The organism is Herbaspirillum frisingense, assembly GCF_047325095.1.
Lineage (GTDB): Bacteria > Pseudomonadota > Gammaproteobacteria > Burkholderiales > Burkholderiaceae_D > Herbaspirillum > Herbaspirillum frisingense.
Window position 1 is genome coordinate 1,821,677 of record NZ_CP168558.1, and the last position, 13,492, is coordinate 1,835,168.

Consider the following 13,492-nt stretch of genomic DNA (forward strand, 5'->3'; position numbering starts at 1 on the left):
TGTCGTATGTGGACAGGTGAAAGTCATGGTGTTTCAAACTGCTACGATAGGTTTGGGCGGTCCTGCTGAGTACACTGGCGAGCTTGTTCGTCATCAAGCTGTCTGGAAATCCAGAAGCTGGAAGGTACTCCCGACAATGGCAAAGACAAGAAAAATCCCCTACTACAAGATAGCGAAGGCACGACTGCCGTTCAGCAAGCCCAGGTGGAAATGCCATGCCGGATTCGAAGGGTGTATCGCAATCAACACTCCTCAGACCGTCTCGTACGAACGCTTTGCTCCTGGCGAGGTAGCACCGTCTTCCAAGTCAATACCAACATCCTCCGGGTCCACGGCCGGGGATGTTGCTGCCGTGCGATCAGAGACCGAACATCAGAAGTCGACCGCATTCGGAAAGAAACAGGAACCGAAGGAATTTCGCGGCCAGCAGTTCATGGAACTTGAGGCTGAAGATCGCGAGAAGCTCCCTGAATTCGACCTCCAGGACATTCCTGATGCGATGGATCGTATGGGGTGGCCCATGGCCGCCAAGCTCGCCAGGAAGTGGTTCAAAGGTCCTGCTCACGTATGGGACAATGACCTCGACTCTGTTCAACCTCTTGAGGACAAGCTCGTCACCCTGGATTGGGCACTGCGATACGGCAGCGTCAAAAAGCGTCTGAATAATCTCCTTCAAATGACGGGTTCAAAAAACGCGCAGGCTGTTCTCAAAAGAAAGCTTCTACGCCATGCGTCCGATACCTTCCAACGCGCCGCCAGCACCAAGCCGAATCTCGATCTGGATACGACTGATTTCGTCGTCGACTTACGACAGTTTCATCTGGATTGGCACTTCCAAAAAATGGAAGTTTCCATACTGGACACCACAGAAGGCGTTCTTGTGCTCACGGATCTTTCTGGCGCATTGGGAAATTTTGTTCTCTATGCCGCCATAGGAAGAGCCCATCTCAACGGGGCAAGATATTTCAAATACGATACCGATCCGCAGCAGTTTTGCATGGATGCCTCAGCCTCCGTCACCCATGTCTATATCTACATCAAGGACAATTATTCTTTCAACGACAAAGATCCTTCCAGGAGTCAATATCTTGGACACTGGAATAAGCGCGACATGATTACGTCCTACTACCTTGCGGGTAATGACATCGCCGGGCAACTGAAACCAAGCCTTCGGCGCCAGAACAAAAATCACAACGCGCCAAAGGAAAACTTTCGTTTGAGGTCTGATTACCTCCCAGGCCAACACATCGTCGATAAGCCCGTCGATACAAGACGTAGCCTGTTCAGCAAATTCCAGGCAAAAGACGTCTATTGGCCCGTCTACAACAGGTCCTATAACGAATGGCGGAAGGCGCGCAACAGAGGAGAGGATTTTATGATTTACAGCAAACCTCAACTCTACAAGCTGGAGACGCCCATCATCATCGACCTTGGTACGATATGCCGACCCTACGACATTACTTCAAAAAAACCGTAAAGAACGCTCTAGTGCTTGCCGCAGCGTGCTTTGCGGTCTTCTTGTCGGCGTTGTTGCTTGCCTGGCTCTTGCCATCCAACGGTCCTGACCTGCGCCCATTCCTCCTCCTCATGTACGCAAAAGAGACAGGCATTGGCGTGGCAATTTTCACAGCCGTCTTTTTTCTATTCAAGGCCTACAAAGTCTGTAAAACGGAAGGGTCCTTCCCTCAAGAACTATTCAAGATGACGCCATCCATCGTCATCCTGATCGTCGTGTTTCTATTCTCATCAACCTATCTGTTCAACTTTTTCCACCAGACCGACTGCACGCAACACGACTACACCGCAAAGCTTGACGGTGGAATAAAAAGAATTGGCAGCAAGACCTACCACATTCGCATCTGTGGCGCGGGTCTCATCGACAGTCATTTCCTTGGAGAAGGACTCGATAAGGTCCTTCTCTCGGTCACGGATGAACAAGGCACAATTTTGGCAAAGAGGCACTACACGATCTTCTCGGACGACTCCCTTGGGCTGGCGTCCTTGCAGATCAGTGACGATAAACTTCTCTACTTCGATGCGGACAGCAAGCAAGGCGAGATTGCAATTCCGCCCACCATCCAGGACTGGATAGGGGCGAGGATTCCGGTGTTCAATTGAAACACGCACACATCATGGGCGTCGCATGCTTCCCGCCCGTGCGGTCGCCACATAAATATATAAACAATTAATGCTTCGCCCTGAAGCTGCGCAGGAAATCCAGCAGGATCTGTCCCGATACCTCGGCATCATCGGCCGTCATGGTCTCCAGCGGGTTGTGGCTGATGCCGCCGTTGCCGCAGCGGGTGAAGAGCATGCAGACGTCGGTCAGGCGGGCGATGGCCATTGCGTCGTGGCCGGCGCCGGAGGCCAGTTCGAAGGGCGGGACGCCGGCGCGTTCGGTGGCGGCGGCCAGTTGTTCCATCAGCCAGGGGGCGCAGGGGGCGGCCGGGGCGCTCAGGGTTTCTTCCAGCTTGATGTCGATGCTGCGCCGTGCCCCGATGTCTTCGATTTTGGCGAGGATGTCCTTGACCGCGGCCAGGCGGATGTCGTCACGGGCGGCGCGGATGTCCAGCGAGAGCTGGCAGGCGCCCGGGATGACGTTGGTGGAGCCGCGGGGTACCTGTAGCTGGCCGACCGTACCGACCAGCGCAGCATGCTGGTCCTGCGAGCAGCGCTGCTCCACGTAGAGGATGATCTCGGCGGCGGCGGCGGCGGCGTCCTTGCGCATGTCCATCGGCGTGGTGCCGGCGTGGCTGGCCACGCCTTTCAGGTCGACCAGGTAGCGTGAGCTGCCGGCAATGGAGGTGACGATGCCGACCGGCAGGTCGCGGTTCAACAGGACCGGGCCCTGTTCGATGTGGACTTCGACATAGCCCAGGATATCGGCGGCGTCGCGGGCGATCTGCGGGATGGCGGTGACGTCGTGGCCGGCCTGGGTGATGACCTCGCGCATGCTGATGCCGTCCTTGTCCTGCAGGTCGAGCAGCTTCATGTCGAACTGGCCGGTGACGGCATTGCTGCCCAGGAAGGTGCTCTTGAAGCGTACGCCTTCCTCTTCCGAGAAGCCGATGACTTCGAAATGGAAGGGCAGGGTCTCGCCCCGCTCATGCAGGTGCCTGACCACGGCGATGGGCAGCAGGATGCCTTCGCGGCCGTCGTACTTGCCGCCGTTGCGCACCGTGTCGTAGTGCGAGCCGGTCATCAGGGTCTTGGCCTGCGGGTCGCTGGAGAGGTAGCGGCCGACCACGTTGCCCACCGCATCGATGTGGACGTGCATGCCGGCTTCGCGCATCCATTGGGCGATCTGGTCGGCGGTGCGACGGTGGGTGTCGGTCAGGTAGGTGCAGGTGAGAGCGCCTTCGTCTTCGGACAGGGCACCGATTTCCTCGGCCCATTGCATGACGGTGGCACCCAGTTGCGGGCGATGGCCCAGCAGGTCGTTCAGGCGCATCTCGGCAATGCGGCCGATCTGGCGCAGGGCTTCGCGCAGTTCGTCTTCGACCTGGTTGCGCAGGCGACGGGCGAAGGTGGCGATGATCTGCTGACGCGTCAGGCCAGCCCCGGTCGGGCCTTTCACGGCCAGGATGAAGGGGAAGCCGAAGCGGGCGTTGTAATCGGTGTTGAGCTGTTGCAGGCGGGCAAATTCCTCCGGGCTGCACTGGTTCAGGCCGGCCCGGGCCTGCTCGCCGGTGGATTCGGCGGTCAGTTCGCCGGCGATGGCGGCGCGGCCGGCCAGTTCGGGGTGGGCGCGGATCAGGCCCAGTTGTTCGGCGCGGCTGGCGTCGGTGACGACTTTCTGCAGGGCCAGTTTCAGGGCGGTGATGTTGCGGAAGGGACGCTGCAGCGCGGCGCGCTCGGGAATCCAGGGCGAATGCTCGTAGATGCCGTGCAGGGCGGCGATGAAGGCGGAGGCATCGGCCTCGTTCAATTGTTGCAGTGTCGTCGTCATGTGCTGGCCGGTCGGTCTGCGCCGGCTCCCTCGCTGGTTCGTTGCTGTTGCGATCAACACCGGCGCCCACGATCTGAAAATCAGTATTGTCGGCGCCGATTGTTGTCTGTGATTGTGGGTTGCCGCTGCCGTCCGGGGAGGGCTGCGGGCGCGCCCGGCGGGCATCCGGGCGCAGGTGAGACTTTAAAACATCTTGGCCCGGATGGCATCAACGGTTTCATCTGGCGCGTATCGGTTTTGGCATATCTGTCGATGGCAAGACCGCGCCTGCGCTCAGTGATCCGAGCTTTGTGCCGCCGCTACCGCATAGCGGGCCACGTCTTCCTCGCTGCCGCGACCGTTGAAGAACAGGTTCAGCCCCACTGCCATGGCCGAGGCCAGCAGGATGCCGCTGTGGAAGATGGTGCCCAGCAGGTGCGGCATCTTGTCGAAGAAGGTGGGGGCGACGATGGGGATCATGCCCACGCCGATGCTGATGGCGACGATGAAGAGGTTGTTGCGATTGCCATGGAAATCGACCTTGGAGAGGATCTTGATCCCGGTCGCCGCCACCATGCCGAACATCACGATGCCGGCGCCGCCCAGCACGAATTGCGGGATCGAGGCGGCCACGTGCGCCATCTTGGGGAACAGGCCAAAGGCGATCAGGATCACCCCGGCGGCCACGCAGACGAAGCGGCTGCGGATGCCGGTCACGCCCACCAGACCGACGTTCTGCGAGAACGATGTATAGGGGAAGGTGTTGAAGAGGCCCCCGATCACCGTGCCCAGGCCATCCACGCGCAGGCCGCTGGCGAGTGCGCGGTCGTCGATCCGGCGGCCGACGATGTCGCCCAGGGCCATGAACATGCCGGTCGATTCGATCATGGTCACGATCATCACCAGGCACATGCTGATGATGGAAGCCAGGTCGAACTGCGGCAGCCCATAGTGGAAGGGCTGGATGAAGGCAAACCAGTCGGCTGCATCCAGGCCGGCGAAGCTGATCTTGCCCAGTGCAAAGGCGATCACGAAGCCCACCACCATCCCCAGCAATACCGAGATGTTGGAGATGAATCCCCGCGTGTACTTGGTGATCAGCAGGATGGCCACCAGCACCACCGCCGCAATCGACAGCGACAGCGGCGAGCCATAGTCGGGATTGGGCACCTTGACGAAGACGCCGTCGACCAGCTTGCCGATCACCGGTTGTCCACCCGCCGCCCAGTTGATGCCCACGCCCATCAGCGAGACCCCGATCACCGTGATCACGGTACCCGTCACCACCGGTGGAAAGTAGCGCATGAGCTTGCTCATGTAGGGCGAGGCCAGGATGCAGAACAGGCCCGAGGCAATCACCGCGCCATAGATGTGCAGGATGTTGAGCTGGGGATTGTTGGCCATGGCCACCATCGGTCCGACGGCGGCGAAGGTCACGCCCATCATGACCGGCATGCGGATGCCGAACTTCCAGATACCGGCACTCTGGATGATGGTGACCACGCCACAGCAGAACAGGTCGGCACTGATCAGGTAGGCGATCTCGGACTTGGGCAGGTTCAGGGCACCGCCGATGATGAGCGGCACGGCAATCGCGCCGGCATACATCACCAGCACGTGCTGCATGCCGAGCGCGAAGAGCTTGAATACGGGTAGGCGTTCATCCACTGGATGGCTGGGGGCTTGCATGGGCTGTCTCCTGGTATTTTTTATGGAGGAACCTGACATGTGACCTTGCCCCGGCCGTCTGGAACGGGGCCTGCCTTGTCGCTTGAATGTGGTTCCGGCTCAGTGCCGTGTTCTGCCTTCCTGTGCGCTCTGGAGGTGGATACCGGCCTGATGCTGGCGATACTAAAGCAATCCGGCAGGGGCGATATAGTGGCCCCGGCATACCGCTACACGTCCGGGCGATATATGGACGGGTGTCATTTCCCTCTGCTGGCTGGCGTCCCGGCGGGCTGCCGCCATGTCCGCCATGTCCATCATGCCCGCCCCTGGGCCAGCAGCTTGGCGGCTGCGCTGACCTGGGCGCGCAGCCACTTGTGCTCGGTGGCCTGGTGCACGCGCTCGTGCCAGAGCTGGTAGAAGCGCAGCGGCGGGAACTTGATGGGCACCGTATAGCTTTTCAGGGCCAGCAGCTTTTCGTAGAAGCTGGCGAACTGCTGGCCGGCCGTCAGCACCAGGTCGGTCTGCGCCACCATGTAGGGCAGCATGCGGAAGTGGGCCGACTCCACCACCACGTTGCGATGCAGGTTCTGCTTTTCCAGGAAGCTGTCGATGGTGCCGTGATAGCCGGGCAGGATCTGCGAGGGCGCGGCGTGGGGCAGGGAGAGATAGTCCTCGATGGTCATGGCGTCGCGGGCGGTGCGCTTGGCATAGGCGCAATCGGCGCGCATCAGGCAGACGATGGGGTCGTCGAACAGCTTGGAGAGATGCAGGTGCGGCGGCGGCTCGTCCCAGTTGGCGATGACCAGGTCCAGTTCGCCGTCCGAGAGCAGGCGCACGTAGTCGGTATCCGGGCCCAGCGCGTGGATCACGATGTGGCTGCGCGGCGATTCACGACGCAGGCGCGCGATCACCTCGGTGAAGAAGGGCGTGTTCATGTAGTCCGGCGCAGCGATGTGGAAAGTACGCTCTTCCTCCTGCGGCACGAAGGCGGTCTTGGGCACGAACAGGCGCTCGGTCTCGTCGAGGATGCGCTTGGCCGGCTTCAGCAGGCTTTCGCCGTGCTGGGTCGGCACCATGCCACGGGCGCCGCGCACCAGCAGCGGATCACCGGTGAGCTCGCGCAGCTTGCGCAGCGAAGCGGAGATCGAGGGTTGCGGCTGGTTCAGTTTCAGGGCCACGCGCGAGACATTCTTTTCGCACAGCAACAGATAGAGGATGCGGATGAGGTGGATATCGAGGTGGTCAGGCAGCCTGGACATGGGGATGTCTCCGGGGTCTTTGTTCTAGCGTGGGGCAGGTGACGGTTTTTCGTTCACTCTGATGGCACCGCATCGGGTGGGTGCCTTGTCGTTGTTATTCGTCAGGACCGGCTCGCGGCGGCGGTCTGGCGTGATGCGAGCGCAAGCGTCCCACATCCAGGGGGCATTTTTGTATATGGAATTTCGTATGTCAAATATATGTTGTCGACCATGTTTTGCGGGGTCCCCGCGTTTATCGTTCGTGCAACCGGTCCGCGCCAGCCATTGCCAGCCTCACGAGGGCAGCGCCGCAGGACGAGGACCGAGACAACAGATGGCAGCAGCCATCGGGTCGTAGCGGCAGCACGACGGGAGACCAGCAGCGACGCCACTTCCAGGCTTCGTGCGCGTCCCGGCGCGCGGAAAGCCTTCACTCCCACTCATCCAGCAGTTTCCATGCGGCATGCATGGCGGGGGAGGGCTTTCATGGCGGCCCATTCCTGAGGCAATGCCTCGCCTGTCCGGAGTAGGTCGCGGTGGCGGACAGCAATCCTGCGTGGGGAAGACATGGAAGCACTCCTGGTTTCATATGGCATCGACTGGGCCAATCTGCTGGTTCGCTGGCTGCACCTGATCACGGGCATCGCCTGGATCGGCGCCTCTTTTTATTTCGTCTGGCTGGACAACTCCATCCGTCCGCCCAAGCCGGGCAGCGACCTGGAAAAGAAGGGCGTCTCCGGCGAGCTGTGGGCAGTCCACGGCGGCGGTTTCTACAATCCGCAGAAGTATCTGGTGGCGCCGGCCGAGCTGCCCCAGGAACTGCACTGGTTCAAGTGGGAAGCCTATGCCACCTGGATCACCGGCGTGGCCATGCTGTTCATCGTCTATTACTTCAATGCCTCGGCCATGATGGTGGACAAGTCGGTGGCCAATCTCTCCGGTATCGAAGCGGTGGGCGTGGGCATCGGTACGCTGGTGCTGGGCTGGATCGTCTATGACCTGCTGTGCCGCTCGCCGCTGGGCAAGCGCGAGGGCCTGCTGGGGCTGGTGATGTTCGTCTTCATCGTGGCCGTGGCCTATCTGCTCACGCACCTGCTGTCGGGACGGGCCGCCTATATCCATGTGGGTGCCATGATCGGCACCATCATGGTCGGCAATGTGCTGATGGTGATCATCCCCGGACAACGCAAGCTGGTGGAGGCGATGCAGCAGGGCCGCTCGCCCGACCCCATCCACGGTCGTCGCGGCAAGCAGCGCAGCGTGCACAACAATTACTTCACGCTGCCCATTTTGTTCATCATGATCAGCAACCACTATGCGATGACCTATACCCATGCCCATAGCTGGCTGGTGCTGGCGGCGATCATGGCGGCGGGTGTGCTGATCCGTCACTTTTTCAATCTGCGGCACAAGGGCCGGGTGTCGATCGGCTATCCCATCGCCGGGGTGGCCCTGCTGCTGGCCGTGGCCGTGGCGATCGCACCGCATCCGGTGGCGCCGGCGGCTACCTCGGCACCCGCTGCCGCAGGCAGCGCCCCGGTTGCAGCGGCAGCGCCAGACTTCACCAGGATCCAGGCCATTATCACCCAGCGCTGCGCCAGCTGCCATTCGGACAAACCGACCCAGGCCGGCTTTGCCACGGCACCGGCGGGCATGATGCTGCAGACCCCTGAGCTGATCCACCAGCACGCGGCCAAGATCTTCCAGCGCGCCGTCCAGACCAAGGACATGCCGCTGGCCAACATGACCCAGATGACCGACGAAGAACGCGCCGACGTGGCCGCCTGGTTCCAGGCCGGCGCCAAGTAGGCCCGATCACGTCAGAAAGAAGATACGACACATGCATACCATCACCATCGACGGCTTCAACCTCAGCGCCGCGCAAGTCATCAGCGTTGCCCGCGCACCGCATCTCAAGGTCACCCTGGCCGACTCCTCGCGCGCGGCCCTCAAACACAGCCGCGACTACATCGAAAGCACCTGGATGCACGATGAAGCGCCCATGATGTACAGCTTCAATACCGGCGTGGGGCTGCTCAAGGACACGCGCATCAAGGTGGAACATATCGAACTGTTCCAGACCCAGTTGATCCGCGCCCACAGCGCCGGTATCGGCGAACCCTTCTCCGAGGAAGTCAGCCGCGCCACCATGCTGTTGCGTGCCAACGCGTTCGCCTCCAACTATTCCGCGCCCCGGGTGGAGGTGGTGGATCGTCTGCTGGCCTTCCTCAATGCCGGCATCCACCCCGTCATGCCGCAGAAGGGCTCGGTGGGCGCCTCCGGCGACCTGGCGCCGCTGGCCTATCTGGCTGCCGCCATCGCCGGCTTCGACGAGGCTGAGGTGATGTTCCAGGGGCAGCGCATGCGGGCTCCGCAGGCCATCGAACAGGCCGGCATCGCACCGGTGAAGTTCGACCTCAAGGCCAAGGATGCCTCGGCACTGATCAATGGCTGCACCGCCTCGCTGGCGGTGGCCATCCTGGCGGCGCACGATGCGCGCCACCTGCTGACCGATGCCTGCCTGTCCCTGGGGTTGACGCTGGAGGCCATGCGCGCCGAGATGTCGGCCTTCGATCCGCGCATCCAGCAGGCGCGGCCGCATGCGGGGCAGATCAAGACGGCGGACGTGATCCGCACCCTCCTGCAGGGTTCCACCCGTACCACCCACGCGGCGCGTGCGGTGCAACTGCCGGATGAGCTGCGGCGCACCGATATCCCCTATACCTCACGCATCCAGGATGTGTATTCGCTGCGTTGCGCGCCGCAGGTGTATGGCCCGGTATTCGATGCGCTGGACTACATCGACACCATCATCGAGAAAGAAACCAATTCGGCCACCGACAACCCGCTGATCTTCAACAAGGAAGAGGGCGAAGGTTTCGAGATCATTTCCGGTGGCAACTTCCACGGCCAGTACCTGGCCCAGGCCATGGACCTGCTGGCCATGGCCATCACCGACCTGGGCAGCATCTGCGAGCGCCGCATTGCGCGGCTGATCGATCCCACGCTGTCGTGGGGGCTGCCGCGCAACCTGATGAGTGGCGTGCGCGGCGTCAATACCGGCTATCCGGTGGTGCAGTGTTCGATGAGTGCGCTGGTGATGGAAAACCGCACGCTGTGCATGCCGGGCAGCGTGGACAGCATCCCCTCCAAGGGCAATAGCGAGGATCACATCTCCAACTCCACCTGGTGCGCGCGCAAGGCCCTGACGGTGGTGCAGAACACGCAGTACATCGTGGGTGTGGAAATGTTGCTGGCAGCGCAGGCGCTGACGATGACCGAAGAACTGCTCAAGGACTTCGTCCTGGGGCGTGGAACGCAGGCGGCCTACGACGAGATCCGCCGGCAGATCCCGGCCTGCCTGGAGGGGGACCGCTGGTTCCATGACGACGTGCAGGCCGCGCAGGGATTTGTGGTCAGCGGGTCGGTGCGCGAGGCGGTGACGGCGGCCATTGGGCGTTTCGTCTGATCCCACCCTGGGGGAAGAAAACAGAAAGGCCGTCCGGTGTCATGCCGGACGGCCTTTCTGCTTAAACAATATAAAGAATTTACACTTCGAGAATTACACTTCGGCCCACTGCCGCAGCAGGTTGTGATAATGCCCGGTCAGTCCCAGCACTTCATCGGTGTCGCCGATCTGCTGGCGCAGGCTGTAGATGTTGCGGTCCAGTTCGAAGAGCATGCTGCGCTTCCAGTCGTCGCGCACCATGCTCTGGGTCCAGAAGAAGGAACAGACGCGGGCGCCGCGGGTGACCGGTTCGACACGGTGCAGGCTGGTGGAGGGATAGACGATCATGTCGCCGGCCGGCAGCTTGACCTCGTGGGTGCCGTAGGTATCGACCACCACCAGCTCGCCCCCTTCGTACTCGTCCGGGTCCGACAGGAACACCGTGGTGGAAACATCGGTGCGGATGCTGCCGGCGGCATTGGGCAGGTTGCGCACCGAGCCATCGACGTGCAGGCCGTAATGCTCGCCGCCTTCGTAGCTGTTGAACAGCGGCGGCATGGTCTTCTTGGGCAGGGCGGCAGCGAAGAACAGGGGATTCCTGCGCAGCGCCTCAAGGATGATCTCGCCCAGCTGGAAGCCCAGTGGCGAATGCTCCGGCAGTTGCCGGTTGCGCTTCACCCGTGCGCCCTGGTCGCCGACGGTGGCGCGGCCGTCGATCCAGTCGGCGCGGTCCAGTTCGGTGCGGATGTGGCGCACCTGCTCGGCGCTGAGGACTTCGGGAATGTGCAGCATCATGATGAACCTCTCCTGTCGCGAATGAAAAGGCCCCTCCACGCGGGAGGGGCCGTCAAGTCTGGCTGATCCATGAAGGACTCAGCGGGCGCCATCACTTTAGGCAAAGTGCATGGCGCCGGGGCTGAGGCAGATCAAATCATCGCCATGGGCAGGGTCAGAACTTGAAGTTGGCGGTGAGCGCCACGGCGCGTGGCGTACCCGGGGTGTAACGATAGCCGCTCTTGTTGATTGCCGCTACGTAGTCCTTGTTGAAAATATTGTAGAGATTCAACTGCAGGTCCACGTTCTTGTTCACGACATAACCGAGCATGCTGTCCACCACCCAGTAGGAATTGGCGTATTTGGGCGTGCCGACCGCACCGTCGGTGCCGCGCAGCAGCGAGCTGACGTAGCGCGCACCGCCGCCGATGGTGAAGCCCTGCGGCAGGCGGTAGGTGGCCCAGGAGGTGAAGGCCTGCTTGGGGGTGTAGGCCAGGTTGTTCTCACCCGAAGCGGTGGTGATGGCACCGCTGTCGACCTTGGTGTCCATCCAGGTGTAGCCGGCGGCCACCGAGAGGTTGTTGGTGACGTCACCGGTCACGCCCAGTTCGATCCCCTGCACGGTCTTCTTGCCGGTCTGGAAGTAGCGACCGGAGGTGCCGTCCTGCTCGACTTCATTGCTCACTTCGGTGTGGAACAGGGCGGCGGTCACGGCCAGCTTCTTGTTCAGCAGATCCCACTTGGTACCCAGCTCGCTGGTCTTGGTCTTCTGCGGCGCGTAGTTGGAATTGGCGGCGCTGTTGACCGCGCTGGAGAGCGCAAAGTTGGCGCCACCCGGCGGCTGCTGCGAAGTGGCATACAGCGCGTAGATGCTGCTGTAGTCGGTCGGCTTGAAGATCGCGGCCAGCTTCCAGTTGAACAGGTTGCCCGAGGTCGACAGGTTGGTGATGGTGCCGGCGGCGTTGGAGTAATAGGTGGTGCGATAGTGGTCTTCGCGGATACCGCCGTTGATCGACCACTGCTCGTTGAACTTCACGGTATCGAACAGGTAGGCCGAGATGGTATCGGTCTTGCCGTCGTTGTAGCCGGTCGGGGTGATGGTGTAGCTGCCACTGCCGAAGTTGGCGTTCGGGCTGTACAGGTTGGCCGCCGGCAGCGTGCCGCTGCTGGTGAAGGAGGTGGCATGCTGTTTTTCCTGCGTGAATTCCACGCCGCCCACCAGGGTGTGCTGCAGCGAACCGGTCTTCAGGTTGGCTGTCAGGTTGGTCTGGTTGGTGAGGATCTCATTGGACTGGTCCTTGCGGGTGGGCAGGTTGCGGGCCAGGGTCCAGGTCGACAGATTGGTCGCCGAGGGGGTGAGCAGGCCGGTCGCCCGGGTGCTGGTGGCGGTGCCGGTCGCCATGAAGGAGGTCAGGAAATAATCCTGGGTGGTCTTGGCGTAGCGGGTGGTGTTCTGCAGCTTCAGGTCCTGCGAGAAGTCATGTTCCACGCGGGCGGTGAACATGTCGGAGGTGACCTTGTCGTAGTCGTTCACGTTGCCGTAGAAGTTGCTGGACCCCACGCGCGGGGCGCTGGAGATGTACGGACGGGCCGGGTCCGGCGAGGTATAGCCGGGCAGGCCGATGGTCGGCACACCGCCGTCGGGGACGTTGTCCTGGTCGATGTGCAGGTAGTTCAGGAACACCCGGGTCGGGCCGTTCAGGCCGAAGGCCAGCGAAGGCGCGATGCCGTAGCGGTCATTCTTGACTTCGTGGCGACCGGGGACGCCGCTGTCCTGCTTCATCAGGTTCAGGCGCAGGGCGATGCCGCGGTCTTCATCCAGGACCTTGTTCCAGTCGGCGGTACCGCGCTTCTGGTTCCAGCTGCCATAGGTGGTGGAGGCGTTGAAGAAGTTGCTCATCTCGGCCTGCTTGGTGACCAGGTTGATGGAACCGGTCGGCGAGCCACGGCCGTTGTCGGTGCCGGCCGGACCCTTCAATACTTCCACCTGCTGGATGTTGAACATGTCGCGCGAGATCGACCCGAGGTCGCGCACGTTGTCCACGAAGATGGCGCTGGAGCTGTCGAAGCCGCGCATGTAGATGGCGTCGCCGGTGCTGGTGTTGCCGTTCTCACCGAGATAGAAGGTGCCCACGCCGGGGCTGTTGCGCAGTGCCTCGGTCAGGGTGGTGGCGCCTTGCTGGTCGATCAGTTGCTTCTTGATGACGGTCAGGGTCTGTGGGGTATCCACCAGCGGCTGGCTGTATTTGGTGGAGGAGGCCTTGTCGGCCTTGTAATCCGATTCCTGGGCGGCGGTCACTTCCACCTTGGGCAGGGTGCTGGTCTGGGCGTGGACACCGACGGCGGGCAGCAGCAGGGCACCGGCAACGGCGGCGGACAGGCGGGTCGAAGCGAACGCGGGCTGCGCGTGCTTGCGGCTCTTGATGTAGCTCATGG

9 protein-coding genes are annotated in these 13,492 nt (G+C 61.8%); 4 read left to right on the forward strand and 5 right to left on the reverse strand.

Annotated features, from left to right (window positions below; translation table 11 throughout):
- Nucleotides 1-25 precede the first annotated feature (25 nt).
- Together ACEOAC_RS08350 and ACEOAC_RS08355 are read left to right on the forward strand one after the other, a co-directional pair.
- On the forward strand, nt 26-1,477 hold the full coding sequence (locus ACEOAC_RS08350) for a DUF6402 family protein (protein WP_413443755.1): 1,452 nt from the start codon (nt 26-28) through the stop codon (nt 1,475-1,477).
- A gap of 11 nt (nt 1,478-1,488) precedes the next feature.
- Nucleotides 1,489-2,118 (forward strand): hypothetical protein, encoded by a 630-nt coding sequence (locus ACEOAC_RS08355; protein ID WP_413443754.1) that lies wholly within the window; start codon nt 1,489-1,491, stop codon nt 2,116-2,118.
- A 67-nt stretch (nt 2,119-2,185) separates the two neighbouring features.
- Here ACEOAC_RS08355 and ACEOAC_RS08360 read toward each other — a convergent pair whose 3' ends face one another.
- The 3 genes from ACEOAC_RS08360 to ACEOAC_RS08370 form a co-directional block, all read right to left on the reverse strand.
- The gene (locus ACEOAC_RS08360; protein WP_077236367.1) at nt 2,186-3,949 is read right to left on the reverse strand and encodes an allantoate amidohydrolase; all 1,764 of its coding nucleotides are present in this window, start codon (nt 3,947-3,949) and stop codon (nt 2,186-2,188) included.
- A gap of 273 nt (nt 3,950-4,222) precedes the next feature.
- Complete coding sequence (locus ACEOAC_RS08365; RefSeq protein ID WP_413444484.1) at nt 4,223-5,617, reverse strand: nucleobase:cation symporter-2 family protein; 1,395 nt, start codon at nt 5,615-5,617, stop codon at nt 4,223-4,225.
- Nucleotides 5,618-5,910: 293 nt separating this feature from the next.
- The gene (locus tag ACEOAC_RS08370) at nt 5,911-6,855 is read right to left on the reverse strand and encodes a LysR substrate-binding domain-containing protein (RefSeq protein ID WP_006465211.1); all 945 of its coding nucleotides are present in this window, start codon (nt 6,853-6,855) and stop codon (nt 5,911-5,913) included.
- Between the two features lie 546 nt (nt 6,856-7,401).
- Here ACEOAC_RS08370 and ACEOAC_RS08375 point away from each other — a divergent pair.
- The gene (locus tag ACEOAC_RS08375) at nt 7,402-8,643 is read left to right on the forward strand and encodes a urate hydroxylase PuuD (RefSeq protein ID WP_413444483.1); all 1,242 of its coding nucleotides are present in this window, start codon (nt 7,402-7,404) and stop codon (nt 8,641-8,643) included.
- Between the two features lie 31 nt (nt 8,644-8,674).
- Complete coding sequence (locus ACEOAC_RS08380) at nt 8,675-10,303, forward strand: HAL/PAL/TAL family ammonia-lyase (protein ID WP_413444482.1); 1,629 nt, start codon at nt 8,675-8,677, stop codon at nt 10,301-10,303.
- A 93-nt stretch (nt 10,304-10,396) separates the two neighbouring features.
- Here ACEOAC_RS08380 and ACEOAC_RS08385 read toward each other — a convergent pair whose 3' ends face one another.
- Nucleotides 10,397-11,077, reverse strand: coding sequence for a Fe2+-dependent dioxygenase (locus ACEOAC_RS08385; protein ID WP_102663415.1), 681 nt, complete (start codon nt 11,075-11,077; stop codon nt 10,397-10,399).
- A gap of 154 nt (nt 11,078-11,231) precedes the next feature.
- Nucleotides 11,232-13,490 carry a catecholate siderophore receptor Fiu gene (locus ACEOAC_RS08390; protein ID WP_413444481.1) on the reverse strand — a complete coding sequence of 753 codons (2,259 nt, stop codon included), beginning with the start codon at nt 13,488-13,490 and terminating at the stop codon, nt 11,232-11,234.
- Between the last annotated feature and the right edge of the window lie 2 nt (nt 13,491-13,492).